The organism is Pantoea phosphatilytica (genome assembly GCF_051025615.1).
Classification (GTDB): domain Bacteria; phylum Pseudomonadota; class Gammaproteobacteria; order Enterobacterales; family Enterobacteriaceae; genus Pantoea.
Genome location: NZ_JBPFDF010000001.1, coordinates 2017434 through 2034082 on the forward strand (window position 1 = coordinate 2017434; position 16649 = coordinate 2034082).

At 58.4% G+C, this 16649-nt stretch carries 14 protein-coding genes; 2 read left to right on the forward strand and 12 right to left on the reverse strand.

The genetic code is table 11. From position 1 onward, the window contains the following. The first annotated feature begins 70 nt into the window (after window positions 1-70). On the forward strand, window positions 71-1084 hold the full coding sequence (locus ACR6AS_RS09690) for a M4 family metallopeptidase (RefSeq protein ID WP_434161870.1): 1014 nt from the start codon (window positions 71-73) through the stop codon (window positions 1082-1084). Continuing rightward, a complete protein-coding gene (locus tag ACR6AS_RS09695; protein ID WP_111139157.1) occupies window positions 1081-1413 on the forward strand; it encodes a protealysin inhibitor emfourin in 333 nt (110 codons plus the stop codon). Before ACR6AS_RS09690 ends, ACR6AS_RS09695 begins: the two co-directional genes overlap by 4 nt. Before the next feature lie 40 nt (window positions 1414-1453). On the opposite strand, the gene ACR6AS_RS09700 is transcribed toward ACR6AS_RS09695, so the two are convergent. The 12 genes from ACR6AS_RS09700 to pbpC form a co-directional block, all read right to left on the reverse strand. Continuing rightward, window positions 1454-3895 carry a glucose/quinate/shikimate family membrane-bound PQQ-dependent dehydrogenase gene (locus ACR6AS_RS09700; protein ID WP_434161872.1) on the reverse strand — a complete coding sequence of 814 codons (2442 nt, stop codon included), beginning with the start codon at window positions 3893-3895 and terminating at the stop codon, window positions 1454-1456. 298 nt (window positions 3896-4193) lie between these two features. Further along, window positions 4194-4415: a zinc ribbon domain-containing protein gene (locus ACR6AS_RS09705; RefSeq protein ID WP_293772910.1), complete on the reverse strand. Its 222-nt coding sequence runs from the start codon at window positions 4413-4415 to the stop codon at window positions 4194-4196. Window positions 4416-4473: 58 nt separating this feature from the next. Further along, the gene (der, locus tag ACR6AS_RS09710) at window positions 4474-5964 is read right to left on the reverse strand and encodes a ribosome biogenesis GTPase Der (RefSeq protein WP_111139155.1); all 1491 of its coding nucleotides are present in this window, start codon (window positions 5962-5964) and stop codon (window positions 4474-4476) included. A 174-nt stretch (window positions 5965-6138) separates the two neighbouring features. Beyond that, window positions 6139-7320: an outer membrane protein assembly factor BamB gene (gene bamB, locus ACR6AS_RS09715; protein WP_111139154.1), complete on the reverse strand. Its 1182-nt coding sequence runs from the start codon at window positions 7318-7320 to the stop codon at window positions 6139-6141. Between the two features lie 19 nt (window positions 7321-7339). Beyond that, window positions 7340-7957 (reverse strand): YfgM family protein, encoded by a 618-nt coding sequence (locus ACR6AS_RS09720; protein WP_111139153.1) that lies wholly within the window; start codon window positions 7955-7957, stop codon window positions 7340-7342. Between the two features lie 39 nt (window positions 7958-7996). Then, the gene (hisS, locus tag ACR6AS_RS09725; protein WP_111139152.1) at window positions 7997-9271 is read right to left on the reverse strand and encodes a histidine--tRNA ligase; all 1275 of its coding nucleotides are present in this window, start codon (window positions 9269-9271) and stop codon (window positions 7997-7999) included. 105 nt (window positions 9272-9376) lie between these two features. Next, window positions 9377-10498 carry a flavodoxin-dependent (E)-4-hydroxy-3-methylbut-2-enyl-diphosphate synthase gene (gene ispG, locus ACR6AS_RS09730; RefSeq protein WP_111139151.1) on the reverse strand — a complete coding sequence of 374 codons (1122 nt, stop codon included), beginning with the start codon at window positions 10496-10498 and terminating at the stop codon, window positions 9377-9379. Between the two features lie 39 nt (window positions 10499-10537). Beyond that, window positions 10538-11551, reverse strand: coding sequence for a cytoskeleton protein RodZ (gene rodZ / locus ACR6AS_RS09735; RefSeq protein WP_293772922.1), 1014 nt, complete (start codon window positions 11549-11551; stop codon window positions 10538-10540). Beyond that, window positions 11541-12266, reverse strand: coding sequence for a type IV pilus biogenesis/stability protein PilW (gene pilW / locus ACR6AS_RS09740; RefSeq protein WP_111139149.1), 726 nt, complete (start codon window positions 12264-12266; stop codon window positions 11541-11543). Before pilW ends, rodZ begins: the two co-directional genes overlap by 11 nt. Window positions 12267-12346: 80 nt before the next feature. Then, window positions 12347-13516, reverse strand: coding sequence for a dual-specificity RNA methyltransferase RlmN (gene rlmN / locus ACR6AS_RS09745; protein WP_111139148.1), 1170 nt, complete (start codon window positions 13514-13516; stop codon window positions 12347-12349). 186 nt (window positions 13517-13702) lie between these two features. Then, a complete protein-coding gene (gene ndk / locus ACR6AS_RS09750) occupies window positions 13703-14134 on the reverse strand; it encodes a nucleoside-diphosphate kinase (protein ID WP_003848684.1) in 432 nt (143 codons plus the stop codon). Between the two features lie 175 nt (window positions 14135-14309). Continuing rightward, a complete protein-coding gene (gene pbpC / locus ACR6AS_RS09755) occupies window positions 14310-16637 on the reverse strand; it encodes a peptidoglycan glycosyltransferase PbpC (protein ID WP_293772930.1) in 2328 nt (775 codons plus the stop codon). Between the last annotated feature and the right edge of the window lie 12 nt (window positions 16638-16649).

The window sequence follows — 16649 nt, forward strand, 5'->3', positions numbered from 1 at the left end:
TCACGGATGAGGCCCATCCAGCCTGAGGGTCTATACTTTCTGGACCATTCCTGATGCCAAGGAGTCTCACATGGCTTACTGCGTTATTCCTCCCTATATCCTTCGTAAGATCATCGCTCACGGTTCCGGCCATCAGCAGGAGCAGGCGCGCCGCACCCTGACCCACGTTCAGCACCTGATGGCCGAACACTGGCAGAAGCCGGCAGTGGCAAAAACGGCCGCAGGCGGTCATGTGGATCGTGAAATTTATGATGCCCAGCGCCAGCAGACCCTGCCGGGTAAGCTGATCCGCCAGGAGGGCCTGCCGGGCAATGACGACGTGGCGGCGGATGAAGCCTGGGACTATCTGGGCGTCACCTACGATTTCTTCTGGCAGGCGTATCAGCGTAACTCGCTGGATGGTCAGGGCCTTAAGCTGCCGGGTACCATCCACTACGGTGATAAGTATCAGAACGCCTTCTGGAACGGTCAGCAGATGGTCTTTGGCGATGGTGACGGCGAGATCTTCAATCGCTTCACGATTGCGATCGACGTGGTGGCACATGAGCTGGCCCATGGCGTCACGGAAAATGAAGCCGGGCTGATCTATTTCGAGCAGGCGGGCGCGCTGAACGAATCGCTGTCCGATGTCTTTGGCTCGCTGGTGAAGCAGTTCAGTAAAAAACAGCGTGCCGATGAGGCGGACTGGATTATCGGCGAAGGTCTGCTGGCAAAAGGGATTAACGGGCGTGGCCTGCGATCCATGTCTGATCCGGGCACCGCCTATGATGACCCGATGCTGGGCAAAGACCCACAGCCTGCGCATATGGATCACTATGTGAAAACGCGCGAGGATAATGGCGGCGTGCATATCAACTCCGGCATTCCTAACCGCGCGTTCTATCTGGCGGCCACGGCGCTGGGCGGCTATGCATGGGAACAGGCGGGTTACGCCTGGTATGACACCCTGTGTGACGATGAACTCCCGCAGGATGCGGACTTCAAAACCTTTGCCCGCTTCACGGTTCAGCACGGCGAAAAACGGTTTAATCAGTCGGTCAGCGGGGCGATTGAACAGGCGTGGAAGGAGGTTGGCGTGCTATGAGTGACCTGCCCGAACTTACCGATGATGCTACCGTCGTCGTCGCACGGGAAGGCGGCATGGCTTTTATTCCGGGGCTGCGCGCCGAGCGGCGCTTTATGCTGGGCGAACTGCCTCCGCCTGAGAAGCAGCGGGTCTGTCATGCGCTGGAGCAGGCCATGCCGCTAGGAGAACCCGAGGAGAAGGCCGCACAGGTGGGCAGCGGCGACCAGCGCTATTTCCGCATTCAGATTCAGTATGCGACCCGTCGTGAGTCCGGCACCATCGTGCTGCTGATTCCGGAACAGGTGGCGCCGCCTGAACTGCAGGCGCTCTGGCGTGACGGGAAATAAAAAAAGGGCCGACAGTGTCGGCCCTTTTGCTTGCTGGTCGTTATCTGCTGTCTGGCAGCGCGTAAGCAATCACATAGTCACCCCGGTCCGGTGACTGGCGTGCGCCACCCGCTGAGATCACAATGTACTGCTTGCCATCTTTTGGCGAGACGTAGCTCATCGGGCCGCCCTGACTGCCGACCGGCAGACGTGCTTTCCACACCTCTTTACCGGTTGAGGCATCAAAGGCGCGCAGATAGTAATCCTGCGTACCGGCGATGAACACCAGGCCACCCTGAGTTGCCAGCGTACCGCCCAGCGTTGGCATACCGATTGGCATTTTCATGCGCATCTTGATGCCAAACGGACCGGTATCCTGCACCGTGCCGACCGGAACCTGCCAGACGATTTTCTGGGTTTTCATATCGATCGCTGACAGCGTACCGAATGGCGGTTTCTGACAGGGGATGCCCAGCGGTGACATGAAGCGGTTTTTGTTTACGGCATAAGGCGTGCCTTTCAGCGGAACCGCCCCCATACCGGTGTTGATCGCTTCACCACCGTTGCTGCCGCGCGCCGTGTTGCGGGTATCCGCCGGGATCATCTGCACCCACAGGCCCAGACGCATGTCATTGACGAACAGCAGATGGTTGTTCGGATCCATCGACATGCTGCCCCAGTTCATTCCCCCCAGCGAACCCGGGAAGCTCAGAGACTTGTCGGTATCCGGTACGGTGAACAGGCCGTTGTAGCGCATTGATTTGAAACCAATGCGGCACGCCAGCTGATCAAACGGCGTTGCGCCCCACATGTCAGACTCTTTCAGCGTCTGGTTGCCAATCTGCGGCATGCCGGTCGAGTGTGGCTGAGTTTTGGTGTACTGCTCGTTCGGAATATGACCCTGCGGCATCGGCAGCTCTTCGACTTTAGTCAGCGGCTTGCCGGTCATACGGTCAAGCACGAAGATCATGCCGGTTTTACCGCCAATCACCACCGCTGGCGTGGTGCTGCCATCCTTCTGCGGGAAGTCGATCAGGCTTGGCTGCATCGGCAGGTCGAAGTCCCACAGATCGTTATGAACGGTCTGATAGACCCATTTCTCTTTGCCGGTGGTGGCATCCAGCGCCAGAACCGACGCACCATATTTGTGATCCAGTTCGGTACGGTTTGCGCCCCAGAGGTCAACCGACGAGCTGCCCATCGGAATAAACACGGTGTTCATTTCCGGGTCGTAAGACATCGGTGCCCAGGAGTTCGGCGTACTGCGGGTGTAATCTTTGCCTGGCATCAGGATCGCATTCGGATCCACGTTGCCCGGGTCAAACGCCCAGCGCATCTGGCCGGTGATGACGTCGAAGCCACGCAGGACCCCACCCGGCATGTCTGTTTGCACGTTGTCGGCAACACGACCGCCGACCACCACGGTGGTGCCCGCCAGGGTTGGCGCGGACGTCAGCTGATACTGCGGATCCGGCGCCTGACCCAGGCCCGCTTTGAGATCGACAATGCCGTGATTACCAAAGTTTTCGCAGAACTCACCGTTATCCGCGTTGATGGCAATCAGACGCGCATCGATGGTGTTCATCAGGATACGGCGCTGACAGCTGTCGCCGGCGGGCAGCACAGCGGCAGGCACCGGGGTGGAGTCAGGCTTGTCTGGCTGCTGCAGCGGTTTGGTCGCATCAAAGTAGGCCAGACCACGGCAGCGTGGCCAGACTTCCGCCTGAGCGTTGATTTCGCGTTTCCAGATCTGCTTACCGGTATTAGCTTCAACGGCGATGACGTTGTTGTGCGGCGTGCAGAGGTAAAGCGTGTTGCCGACCTGCAGAGGGGTCTGCTGATCTTCTGCACCGTTACCGGTCGGGCTGATTGGGGTATCGCCGGTGCGGAAGGTCCAGGCCACCTGCAGATCTTTCACGTTGTCGCGGGTGATCTGATCCAGCGCGACGAAGCGGCTGCCCTGAGGGGTGTTACCGTAGTTGTCCCAGTCTTTCTGCTGTTTTGCCTTATCCACCGGGATCAGCGGCAGCTCTTCGCCTGTACCTGCCACGGTCGGGTGCGGCTGGAACATCTGCACCAGGGTCACCACCATGCCGGCTGCCAGCAGCGCAGAGAAGAGATAAGCGGGTTTTGCCAGTGCGTGCTTACCTTCCTGCCTGCGCAGTGAAGGCCAGATCAGGAAGGCCAGCAGCGTCAGTCCGGCAGGCACCATCAGACGGGAGACCAGCGGCCAGAACTCCAGACCCGCGTCGAACAGCGACCAGATGAGGGTGCCGACGAAGACCAGCAGGAACAGAATCGCTGCCGACGATTTGCGGCGGAAGAACTGAATTGCGGAGAGGATCGTGACGATACCCGCAATTAAAAAGTACCAGCTGCCGCCAAGGGCGACCAGTTTGCCGCCGCCGATGGCAAAAAACAGACCGGTGGCAAGCAGCACCAGCCCGAGCAGCACGGATGCAATTCCCAGCCCCTTTCCGGAGTGGGGGGATGTTTCAGCCATAACACTTACTCTCCTGAATAAACAGAGCGACCGGACAGGACGCATCCTGACTCTGCCGCGCGATTAGCGCTGCACAGAGCGTTGCTCAGTTTCAAATCGAATATAAACAGACCCGCGTCCGTGAGTTTCTGTGGGCCGGAAGAGCATGAATTGCGCTGCCTCTCCCACGACGCGGCAGGATTGTACCACCTGGTACATTACAGAGTGAACATATACAACGCATTTGTTACGACGCAATAGCATTTTTGCTACAAAAAGGCCGCAGTAACCCGGTCCTGGCAGAGGAGAAAAAGCAGGCTCAGTGGGCCGGTAAGCGGAAAAGCAGGCGCGCGCGGGCGATCAGGCCATGTCCGTTGCGGCAGAAATAGTCCGTTGCGCCGCAGGCTCTGAGCACCTCAAGGGGCGCCTGGCACGTCGGGCAGCAGGGCTGCGCAGGAAAATGAGCGCCACAGGCAGAACAGATAAATTCACCGTCGCGGAGCAACAGCGGATGCTGACAGGTTTCACAACGCTCACACATTCTGCACCTCCGGTAGCCGGTTTCGGGCAAAAAAAGAGGGCCTGCTGGCCCTCTCCGTTTAACGCTTGTTCTTTTTCATGTGCGCCATAAGACGCTTACGCTTACGCTGCTGAGTCGGTGTCAGCAGGTTACGCTTGCCTTCATAAGGGTTTTCACCCTCTTTGAACTGAATGCGGATAGGTGTTCCCATCACGTTCAGTGATTTACGGAAGTAGTTCATCAGGTAGCGTTTGTAAGAGTCCGGCAGATCCTTAACCTGATTACCGTGGATCACCACGATAGGCGGGTTATAGCCTCCGGCGTGCGCATATTTCAGCTTCACGCGACGGCCGCGCACCAGTGGTGGCTGATGGTCATCTGCCGCCATGTTCATGATACGGGTCAGCAGCGAGGTGTTTACGCGACGGGTCGAACAGTCATAGGCTTCGGTGATCGACTCGAACAGGTTACCCACCCCGCTACCGTGCAGCGCAGAGATAAAGTGGATACGCGCGAAATCGATAAAGCCCAGACGGAAGTCCAGCGTCTCTTTGACTTCGTCACGCACTTCCTGCGACAGGCCATCCCATTTGTTGACCACAATCACCAGCGAACGGCCACTGTTGAGGATAAAGCCCAGCAGCGAGAGGTCCTGATCGGAAATACCGGCGTGGGCATCGATAACCAGCATAACCACGTTGGCATCTTCGATCGCCTGCAGCGTCTTAATGACCGAGAATTTCTCAACGGTGTCTGAGATTTTGGCACGCTTACGCACGCCTGCGGTGTCGATCAGAACGTATTCACGTTCGTCGCGCTCCATCGGAATATAGATACTGTCGCGGGTGGTGCCCGGCATGTCATAGACCACAACGCGGTCTTCACCGAGGATACGGTTGGTAAGCGTTGATTTACCTACATTCGGACGGCCAACAATCGCCAGTTTGATCGGCAGGCCCGTCGGGTCGAAGTTCTCTTCTTCCTCTGCAGCCTGCTGTCCCGCCGACTCTTCAGCGTCCAGCGCCGCCCAGTAGGCCTGGTTCTCTTCTTCTTCGGTCAGTTCGACCTGCTCAACCTTCTCCATCCACGGCAGCAGCGCCGTTTCGATCAGGCTGGTGACGCCACGACCGTGGGAGGCGGCAATCGCATGGATTTCGCCCAGGCCCAGGGAGTAGAAGTCGATTACTGCCTGATCGGGATCCAGTCCGTCCGTTTTGTTCGCCACCAGGAAGGTCGCTTTCTGACGGGAACGCAGATGTTTCGCGATTTGCTGATCGGCCGCCATCATGCCGGCACGCGCGTCAACCATAAACAGCACGACGTCCGCTTCTTCAATCGCCAGCAGTGACTGCTCAGCCATCCGCGTTTCGACGCCCTCTTCGGTGCCGTCGATACCGCCGGTATCGATAACAATAAATTCGCGCCCTTCCACTTCGGCGCGACCATATTTGCGATCGCGAGTCAGTCCAGGAAAATCCGCTACCAGCGCATCACGAGTGCGGGTTAAGCGGTTAAATAGCGTAGATTTTCCCACATTGGGACGCCCAACCAGCGCGACCACAGGTACCATAACAAAATGCCTCAATAGAAAATGAATCGCCCGAATGGCGTGATTATAACGGCTCTGGCCGTCAAGTTCAGGCTTAAGGCGCAAAGAATACCATGCCTGACTAAAAACGAAACGGCCCCTGATTAAATCAGGAGCCGTCGGAACGGAGGATTTTCCCTGCCGGACGTTTACCCGTTAGCGGGTAATCGCGTAAACCTCACCATCTTTCGACTGGATCAGCAGCTTATCGCTGGCGACCACCGGCTCGGTCTGGAAGCCTGAGCTGTCCAGTTTCTGCTGTGCGACGAAACGACCGTCGGTGGTGTTCAGCCAGTGCAGATAGCCTTCGCTGTCGCCGACCACCAGATAGCCGTTGTAGAGCACTGGTGAGGTCAGGTTGCGATGCAGCAGATCGCTCTGACGCCAGATCGCCACGCCGCCGTCAGCATTCAGTGCGATCACACGGTCGTCCTGATCCACCAGGTAGATGCGGCCCGCATCGACAATCAGATCCTTCACGCCGCCAATTTCGCGTTTCCACAAAATCTGACCGGAACGCAGATCCAGTGCCGTCAGGTTGCCATTGTAAGCCAGCGCGTAAACCACCCCGTTGACAATCACCGGCGTCGTATCGACATCATTAAGACGGTCAATCTCTGTGGCGCCGCTCACCTGAGAAATCCGCTGCTGCCAGATCAGCTGACCCTGGTTCATCACAACCGCACTGACGCGTCCGTTGTCACCCCCCACAATAGCGCCGCCAAATGCGACCGCAGGGGCAGACTCACCGCGCAGAGACAGCGCAGGCATATCCAGGTTGACGCTCCACTTCACGGCGCCGCTGCTCTGGTCCAGACCCTGCAGCATACCGTTGCTGGTGTGAATCAGCACCAGGCCATCGCTGACCACCGGACGCGACAGCGCTTCACCGGCGACTTTGGTCTGCCAGGCCAGGCTGCCATCACTACTGTTCAGGGCATAAACCTGTCCGCGTTCGCTGCCGACATAGACGCGGTCGCCATCTGCCGTCAGGCCGCCAGATAACAGCGCGGAACGATTTTTCGAAAAGAAGCCGGTTTTCTCAGAGAGATCGACCTTCCATTTTTCTTTACCGTCTGCGGCATCCAGTGCTTTGACAATACCAAAGCGGTCAGCAGCGTAAACCGTGCTGTCCTGCCAGGCAGGATGCAGGTTTGAGTAGAAATCACCGACGCCATCGCCTACCGAGGTGCTCCACACTTTCTGTGGCGTGAACTGATTTTCCACCTGAGGCAACGGGGCCATTTTCACTACATCTTCTTCGCCGCTAAACAGCGAACAACCGCTGAGCAAAGTGACTGAAATCAGTCCCGGCAGCAGGTATTTACGTAATTCCATGCGCTCTCTCTTGACTGGCTTAGCTTAAGTTATTCATCTTCATCTGCATCATTTGCTTCAGTGCCGGAGAGGCGTCAGACTCCACCCCTTTACTCCAGGCATCGCGCGCGCCCTGCCTGTCGCCTTTAGTCAGCAGCGCTTCGCCGCGGATGTCGGCCACAATGGCTGTCCAGCCATCACCCTTCACACCGTCAAGGGTCTTAAGCGCCGCGTCCGCCTGATTCTGTTGCAGTTGAATGCGTGCTAGGCGCAGGTTAATCACCGCCTGCAGATTGGCATCTTTGGTATCTTTCAGTCCGTTTTGCAGCAGCGTTGCGGCCTTATCAAGCTGACCGGCGTCGACATACTGCTTTGCCAGATCCATCGCGGCCAGCGCACCGTAAGTGTTGCTGTTTTCGCTGGCAAAACGGTTAACGGCTTCCAGCGTCTCAGGTTTGTCCGCCTGCATGGCGGTGGTGAGCTGCTGATACTCTGCGGAGACTGTCTTCGCCGTATCGTCCTGATGACTGCTCCAGTAACGCCAGCCCCCCAGCGCAGCAATGCCGATTACCACGCCAATGGCTAACGCTTTCCCATTGTTGGCAAAAAAGTTGCGCAGCGCTTCAGTCTGCTCGTTTTCATTGCTATACACTTCCACGCAATCCTTCTCCTTTCTATGGTTGGTGCTGCGTCACGCTTACTGTAACAGCGAACGTAATACAGCAGCAGCCTCTGCCTGATCCCGCGTTTGCTGCTCGCCACGGCGCAGATCTTTAATCACGACCTGACCCGCTTTGACTTCATCCTCGCCTAACACCAGCGCGACGCGCGCGCCCCACTTGTCAGCACGGGCAAACTGTTTTTTGAAGTTGCCGCCGCCGAAGTTTGTCATCAGCCGCAGTTCCGGCGCTTCGTCGCGCAGTTTCTCAGCCAGCTGCATCGCAGCAGACTGCACGCCCTGACCGGAAGCGATTACATAGACATCCACATTGCTCGTCGGTTCAAATTCCGGGTTAACGGCCTGAACCAGCAGCACCAGCCGCTCCATTCCCATCGCGAAACCTACGGCTGGCGTGGCGCGACCGCCGAGCTGCTCGACCAGGCCATCGTAGCGGCCGCCGCCGCAGACCGTGCCCTGAGAACCCAAGCTATCGGTGACCCACTCGATCACGGTGCGATTATAATAGTCCAGCCCGCGCACCAGACGCTGATTGACGGTATAGCCGATGCCGGCATCGTCCAGCAGGGCACACAGGCCGCTGAAGTGTTCGCGGGATTCGTCATCCAGATAGTCGCCAAGCTGCGGCGCATCGTTCAGCAGTTGCTGAATCTCAGGATTTTTGCTGTCGAGCACGCGCATCGGATTGCTGTACATGCGGCGTTTGCAATCCTCATCCAGCGACGCTTTATGCTGTTCCAGAAACGCGACCAGCGCGTCACGATAGTGCGCGCGCGCTTCCAGCGAACCGATAGAGTTCAGTTCCAGACGGACATGATCGGCGATCCCAAGCGCTTTCCACCAGCGGGCGTTCAGCATGATCAGTTCCGCATCGATATCCGGTCCCTGCAGACCAAAGACTTCCACGCCGATCTGGTAGAACTGGCGATAACGGCCTTTCTGCGGACGCTCATAGCGGAACATCGGCCCCATATACCAGAGACGCTGCTCCTGGTTATAGAGTAAGCCGTGTTCAATACCGGCGCGCACACAGCCTGCGGTCCCTTCCGGGCGCAGCGTCAGGCTTTCGCCGTTGCGGTCCTCGAAGGTGTACATCTCTTTTTCAACCACATCGGTGACTTCACCGATGGCGCGTTTAAACAGTGGTGTTTGCTCCACCAGCGGTAAGCGAATTTCGCTGTAACCGTAGCTCGCCAGCGTCTGCTTGAGCACGCCTTCAATCCGTTGCCAGAGGGCCGTATCCGCAGGCAGGTAGTCGTTCATCCCGCGAATCGCCTGAATATTCTTCGCCACGTTAAAATCTCTTAATGCAAAAAAACCTGTCCGGCATCATACCTTATGAGGATGAAACCGCACAGGTTCAGTCAAAAAAGTCACGTACGCAGGCCGCGCACGCCATTATTTTTCCAGATGCTGCACGTCGATACGGCGGCTGGCATCCAGCATCGACGCTTTGGCACGGATACGCGCTTCCAGCTGGTCGATCATATTGTCGTTGTCGAGGCGATCGCGCTGACGCACGCCATCCTCGTAGAAGCCGCTCTTCTTACTGCCGCCGGTCACGCCCAGCGTCGAGAGGGTCGCTTCGCCCGGTCCGTTAACCACGCAGCCAATGATAGAGACATCCATCGGGGTGATCAGATCTTCCAGACGCTGCTCCAGCGCGTTGACCGTGCCGATAACGTCGAACTCCTGACGTGAACAGGTCGGACAGGCGATAAAGTTAATCCCACGGGAACGGATGCGCAGTGACTTCAGAATGTCGAAGCCAACTTTGACCTCTTCTACCGGATCGGCCGCCAGCGAGATACGCAGCGTATCGCCGATGCCCTCGGAAAGCAGCAGGCCGAGTCCGATCGCGGATTTCACCGCACCGGCACGCGCGCCGCCCGCTTCGGTAATGCCGAGATGCAGCGGCTGTTCGATCTGCTTCGCCAGCAGACGATAGGATTCGACGGCCAGGAAGACGTCAGACGCTTTTACGCTGACTTTAAACTGGTCGAAGTTGAGGCGGTCAAGATGGTCGACGTGGCGCATGGCGGATTCCAGCAACGCCTGCGGCGTCGGCTCGCCATACTTTTCCTGCAGATCTTTTTCCAGCGAACCGGCGTTAACGCCAATCCGGATAGGAATATTTTTGTCGCGTGCGCAGTCGACAACCATGCGGATGCGCTCATTGTTCCCGATATTACCGGGATTGATGCGCAGACAGTCGACGCCATACTCAGCCACTTTCAGGGCGATGCGGTAGTCAAAATGAATATCTGCCACCAGCGGCACGTTTACCTGCTGCTTGATCAGCCTGAATGCTTCTGCGGCATCCATGGTAGGCACCGAGACACGCACGATGTCGACACCGACGCGCTCAAGGGCTTTGATCTGATTTACCGTCGCTTCCACGTCCGTGGTGCGGGTGTTGGTCATCGACTGAACAGCGATTGGGGCGCCGTCACCGACCGGCACCTTGCCGACGTAAATACGTTTAGATTTACGACGGATAATGGGTGCTTCGTTATGCATATATTTCTTCTCCACAATTGCCCGGTACAGAATACGCTGTTATTGCGCACCCAATGTCAGGCGAGCAACCTGGTTATTACGGATAAAACGACTTAAATCAACGGGCTGATTCTGATATTGCACCTGAACCGCCGATGGCGCGCCAATTTTCAGACGATACGGAGGTGTTCCTGCCAGGCTGAGTTTACCACCACTGCGCTGCGTGCCGCTGAACAGTTTTTTGCCGGTGGCATCGCTGACTTCCAGCCAGCAGTCCGCAGTGAAGGTCATCACGACCGCATTCGGGTCAGCTGCAGGTTCACTGACTGCGGCAGCTCCGACGGGCATCTGAGAGGCGGTGCCGGTGCTGCTGGTCGCAGCAGGCGCTGCCGCCGTATTCTCTGTCGGTGCCTGGCTCGGCGACACCACAGTGTTGCTGGCCGCATCCGGCTGAGTAGTGGCGGTGCTGTTGCTGGCGCTGGCAGCCGGTGCCGCCGTGGCAGGCGTGCTGGCTGCTGCACTGTTGTCGCTGTTGGCGCTGTTGCTTTCGTCAGGCGCCGCCGGGGTCGCGCTGTCACCGCTGGTTTCACCCAGCGGAATAGACTGGCTGTTATCTCCGCTGCCGTTCTGATCGGTCACTGACACCAGATCATCCTGTGACGCCTTGTGGTTCTGCCACCACCAGGCACCGGTCAGCCCCACGACAACAAACAGCACCAGCCAGGTGAAAATCATCAGCCAGCCATCGCGTTTTTTGCGGCGCTTGCCCAGGGAGAAACTTTGCATGGGCGCAATTTTGGCTGCCCGGACCGGCGTCTGTTTCGCCATCATCGGCAGCAGTTCCTCTTCAGGAATGTGCACCAGACGCGCATAGGAGCGGATGTAACCGCGCAAAAACGTCGAGGCGAGATCGACAGGTGATTTATCTTCCTCGATATCACGCACGGTGGTCAGTTTCAGGCACAGGCGTTCAGCAACGTTCTGCTGCGTCAGCCCCATCTGCTCACGAGCCAGACGCAGGCGTTCGCCTGTAGAGTGTAATGCAGAGTTTTCTTGAGTGGCTTCAGTATTCATTAGCTAAATAACGCTGGTACTGTATCGATTGCGGAAAACGTCGCGCTAACTGGTCGCCATAACGTAAAACGTCAGCGGCATTTCCCTGTAGCGCGGCGAAACGTAAGTGTAACGCCAGACTTCGTGCCGTTTCAGGCAGCGAGTGCTGGTAAACGTCGAGCAAAACCGGCACGGTTGTCAGATGGTTATCACTCATCTGCTTTTCAGCTTCAGCCAGCAACGCGTCCGCCTTGCGACGGTCTGCTTCAATGGCCAGCCGTAGCGTCCTGCGGGCTGCGGCATATTCGCCAGCCTGCAGATAACAATATCCTGCCAGCTCAAGCGCGTCATTACGTGCATCAGACTGCTGTGCTGCTCTTGCCCGACTAAACTGTTGATGCGCTTCATCATACTGCCTTAAAGCGCAGAGAAACGCACCGTAATTGTTAGCGACGAAACCATTATCCGGCGCCTGCTGCTGTGCCAGTATAAAGCGAGCCTGCGCCGCTGTCTGATTCCCCTGCGCCTGTGCCAGTCGTGCCAGCGCAAGCGAGACCCGGTAATCCCCGGGAGCGGCGGCCTGCGCACGCAGGAAGTTTCGCTCTGCGGCGGCGTAGTCGCCCCCGGCCAGATAGTGCATGCCGAGTTGCAGACGCACCTCTGCAGCGCCGGGTTGATGAGGCTGACTGACACACCCGCTTACAACTAACAGCGCCAGCAGTAATCCGTTACGCATAATCGTTTCCCTCCGGTTGACGTTCACAGGCAGCAGCCTGCCACGCGTTATCCCGTCAGGAAACGTCTGCGATTACGCTTCTAGAGCGCCTTCACAGAGATGGCTTCACCCGCCATCTTTTTCCGCATGGTCCGCTTGGTACGGTCGATGACCTCTCCGGCTAACTGACCGCAGGCAGCATCAATGTCGTCGCCTCGGGTTTTGCGCACGATGGTGGTAAAACCGTAGTCCATCAGGACCTTGGAGAAACGATCGATGCGGCTGTTGGAGCTACGGCCATACGGCGCGCCCGGGAAGGGGTTCCAGGGAATCAGGTTGATTTTACACGGTGTTTCTTTCAGTAATGCGGCAAGTTCATGCGCATCATCTGTGCTGTCATTAACATGATCCAGCAACACGTACTCAATCGTTACGCGACCCTGATTGGCGTTGGATTTGCCGATGTAGCGTTTTACCGCCGCCAGGAAGGTTTCGATATTGTACTTTTTGTTGATCGGTACGATATCGTCACGCAGTTTGTCGTTAGGCGCGTGCAGGGAGATCGCCAGCGCGACATCAATCATATCGCCCAGTTTATCCAGGGCAGGCACCACGCCAGAGGTGGAGAGGGTCACACGACGCTTCGACAGACCAAATCCGAAGTCATCCAGCATGATCTCCATCGCCGGAACCACGTTGTTGAGGTTGAGCAGCGGCTCGCCCATGCCCATCATCACAACGTTAGTGATAGGACGCTGGCCGGTGATTTTAGCTGCGCCGACAATCTTCGCCGCGCGCCACACCTGACCAATAATTTCTGACACCCGCAGGTTACGGTTAAAGCCCTGCTGTGCGGTCGAACAGAATTTACACTCCAGTGCACATCCAACCTGGGAAGAGACGCAGAGCGTGGCGCGGTCTCCTTCCGGGATGTAGACCGTTTCCACCAGCTGATCGCCCACGCGAATCGCCCATTTAATGGTGCCGTCGGTGGAGCGCATCTCTTCCGCCACTTCTGGCGCGCGGATCTCCGTCAGTTCCATCAGCCGGTTACGCAGCTTTTTATTAATGTCGGTCATCTGCTCGAAATCGTCGCAGCAGTAGTGATAGATCCACTTCATGACCTGGTCAGCGCGGAACGGCTTTTCGCCCAGCGACTGGAAGAATTCGCGCATCTGCTGACGGTTGAGATCGAGCAGGTTGATTTTCTGGCTTTTCGGGGAAACGACAATGGGGGATGCGGACGCGGACGTCACAATCTGTTCGGACATAATATTCTCTGGCCTCGTTGTTACACGTTATGGCGCTGTTCAGGGATAGGTGAAAAAATTGCGCCTTCATTAAGCGGAGTCAATGAAGGCGCAATATTGTACAACATCTGCGGCCTGATAACAGGCGGGAGTCACCTCCCCCAGGCAGATTTTTGTAAAGCCGCTGTAACGTTTATCGCCAGGCGATTAACGGGTACGTGGGCAGATTTCGTTTTCGCCGAAGAAGTAGGCGATTTCGCGGGCCGCGGATTCAGCAGAATCTGAACCGTGGGTCGCGTTTTCGGTGAAGCTGTCAGCGTAGTCAGCACGCAGTGTGCCAGCCAGTGCGTTTGCCGGGTTAGTGGCACCCATCAGGTCGCGGTGACGCTGAACGGCATTTTCACCTTCCAGCACGGAAACAACAACCGGGCCAGAGGTCATGAATTCAACCAGGCCATCGAAGAATGGCTTGCCCTGGTGCTCAGCGTAAAAACCTTCAGCCTGCTCTTTGCTCAGCTGCAGCATTTTTGCGCCAACGATTTTGAAGCCTGCGCTCTCAAAACGGTTGTAGATAGCACCAATCACGTTTTTAGCGACGGCGTTTGGCTTGATGATAGAAAAAGTACGTTCGATTGCCATGATGACCTCTGTCTTGACGTTCTGAAGAAACCGGTGGCATCCGCCCCGGTTAAGAAACGGCGCCGATTATAGGGGCTGAGTCCGGCATTGCCTATCAGAGATCCCTAATTTGGTGAAAATTCTTGATCTGAGTCGAAGCAGAGGCGCCAATATTATGATTTAGCGCAAAAAATCGTCAATCCCGCCGGAAAGTGACCGAGACCACGCCCCCCTCTTCATCCATCACCACCAGCTGATATTCACCGGGTCGATCGAGCGGCAGCGCCAGGTGTGTGGCGGCGTCCTGCGTCACCAGCGGTTCACCATTCAGAAACCACCAGCGCCGTGTGCCCTGCCCGCCCTGTACCGCAACCGGGATAGTCAGCGAACCTCTGCCCGGCAGCGGTCTGACGATCTGTCCCTCCGTCACGCCGGTGACGATCAGCGGTGCGCCACTGCCCTGCTGTAACGGCGGACAGCGCATATCCACCGGCGGCAGGCGCTGTGCGCGCCGCTCCTGAGGCGGCAGCCAGGCCTCCAGCGGCAGCGGCCAGACCAGCAGTTCGCGGCGGGTCGCATCGGGGCAATCGGCGGCCACGCGCAGCCCCTGCCGGTTCTGCCAGTAGCTCAGGTGCAATCCGCTGAGGCTCTCCTGCCCGGCAGCCAGCAGCGTGGGCGGCAGTGTTCCGGCGGCGACCCAGCTCTGCCGGCGCTGCCGACAGTTTTCATCCCCGTCGGGCAGCGGCTGACCGCCAGGCCAGCAGATAGTCGCCACCGTTACCGTCGCCGGGCGCGGATCGACCGGAACATCCCGCCGGTTAAGGCGGCTCATCAGCAGGCTGTTGATCTGATTCATCACGGGCACGGCAGAGGCAAAACCGAACTGTCCGGCGACGGGCGTGGCATCCGGTCGCCCGACCCAGACGCCGATCAGATAGCGGGGATTGATGCCCACCGACCAGGCATCGCGATAGCCATAACTGGTGCCGGTTTTCCAGGCCAGAGGCACCACGTCGGGGACGATGCCACTGGCCGCAGGCTGGGCTTCACCAGCCAGAATACGCCGGATGATCCACGCCGATTCCGGCGACAGCAGCGGCCGCTGCTGCAAGGGTTGATCGGGCATCCAGCGCAGCTGAGCGGCGTAGCCGTGGCGGGCAAAGGCGCTGTAGGCCGCCACAAGCTCATCCATGCGCGCGCCGGTGCCGCCCAGAATCAGCGAAAGATTCGGTTCGGCGCCAGATGGAAAACGTAACGGCAGACCGACATTGCGCAGGCGCGCTGTAACATTCTTCGGTCCCAGCGCCTCCAGCAGCTGAACAGCGGGGAGATTCAGGGATCGGACCAGCGCATCACTGGCGCTGACCGGCCCGTGAAAGCCGGTGTCGAAGTTGCCGGGCCGGTAATCGCCGAAGCGGCGCGGCACATCCTGCAGCAGCGATTCGGCATGGATCAGCCCCTCATCCAGCGCCATGCCGTAAACAAAGGGTTTCAGCACCGAGCCGGGCGACCGTACGCTGGCGATCATATCGACATGACCAAACCGGCTGTCATCGCTGAAATCAGCCGAGCCCACGTAGCCGCGCACCGCCATCGTGGTGTGATCGACCACCAGCATCGCCAGCGAGGTGCGTGGCGGGAGCTGATTTTTAACATTCAGCGCCAGGTTTTCCAGTTCACGCTGCAGGGCGGGATCGAGCGTAGAGACAATCTTGTCGCGGTGACTGACGGACAGCAGTCGCCGGGCCAGCAGCGGCGCCATCTGCGGCATCTGGCGCGGCGGCAACCAGACCGGCTCCTGACGGATTTCGGCGACCTGTCCGGCAGACCAGATGTGATACTCCGCCAGCCGATCCAGCACTTTGTTGCGGGCGGCCTCCGCCCTGTCGGGCCAGCGGTCGGGGCGCAGGCGGCTGGGCGCCTGGGGCAGGACGGCCAGCAGCGCCGCCTCGCCCGGCGTCAGCTGCGACGGCGCTTTTCCGAGCCAGCTCCAGCTGGCCGCCCCCACACCCTCCAGCGTGCCACCAAAGGGGGCGCGGTTCAGGTAGAGCGTCAGGATGTCACGTTTCGAGAGATGCCACTCCAGCTGCAGCGCCCGCCACGCCTGGATCAGCTTGCCGCGCAGCGTACGGGGTTGCGGATCGATCAAACGCGCCACCTGCATCGTCAGCGTACTGCCGCCAGAAATGACGCTCTGATGACGCAGATCCTGCCAGGCGGCACGGAGCAGCGCCAGCGGATTGATGCCAGGGTGATACCAGAACCAGCGATCTTCATAGGTGAGCAGCGCCTGCAGATAGGCCGGTGCGACCTCCTCCGGCGTTACCGGATAACGCCAGATCCCGTTGCCGTCGGCAAAACGCCATAATGGCGTACCGTCGCTGGCCACCACTACCCGCGCGGGCTGCACCTGCTTAAGCGGCAGCGGGAACAGACGATCCAGCCCCCAGACCGCCAGCCACAGCATCAGGAAAAAAAGCGGCAGCGCGAGCCACCGCCTGTTGAGGCGACTGCGTTTTATCACAGGTCCCGTCAC

Excerpts from the sequence above, each read along its gene's own strand:
- ACR6AS_RS09690 (WP_434161870.1), top strand. The coding sequence starts at position 71 with ATGGCTTACTGCGTTATTCCTCCCTATATCCTTCGTAAGATCATCGCT.
- ACR6AS_RS09695 (WP_111139157.1), top strand. The coding sequence starts at position 1,081 with ATGAGTGACCTGCCCGAACTTACCGATGATGCTACCGTCGTCGTCGCA.
- ACR6AS_RS09700 (WP_434161872.1), bottom strand. The coding sequence starts at position 3,895 with ATGGCTGAAACATCCCCCCACTCCGGAAAGGGGCTGGGAATTGCATCC.
- ACR6AS_RS09705 (WP_293772910.1), bottom strand. The coding sequence starts at position 4,415 with ATGTGTGAGCGTTGTGAAACCTGTCAGCATCCGCTGTTGCTCCGCGAC.
- der (WP_111139155.1), bottom strand. The coding sequence starts at position 5,964 with ATGGTACCTGTGGTCGCGCTGGTTGGGCGTCCCAATGTGGGAAAATCT.
- bamB (WP_111139154.1), bottom strand. The coding sequence starts at position 7,320 with ATGGAATTACGTAAATACCTGCTGCCGGGACTGATTTCAGTCACTTTG.
- ispG (WP_111139151.1), bottom strand. The coding sequence starts at position 10,498 with ATGCATAACGAAGCACCCATTATCCGTCGTAAATCTAAACGTATTTAC.
- rodZ (WP_293772922.1), bottom strand. The coding sequence starts at position 11,551 with ATGAATACTGAAGCCACTCAAGAAAACTCTGCATTACACTCTACAGGC.
- pilW (WP_111139149.1), bottom strand. The coding sequence starts at position 12,266 with ATGCGTAACGGATTACTGCTGGCGCTGTTAGTTGTAAGCGGGTGTGTC.
- rlmN (WP_111139148.1), bottom strand. The coding sequence starts at position 13,516 with ATGTCCGAACAGATTGTGACGTCCGCGTCCGCATCCCCCATTGTCGTT.
- ndk (WP_003848684.1), bottom strand. The coding sequence starts at position 14,134 with ATGGCAATCGAACGTACTTTTTCTATCATCAAGCCAAACGCCGTCGCT.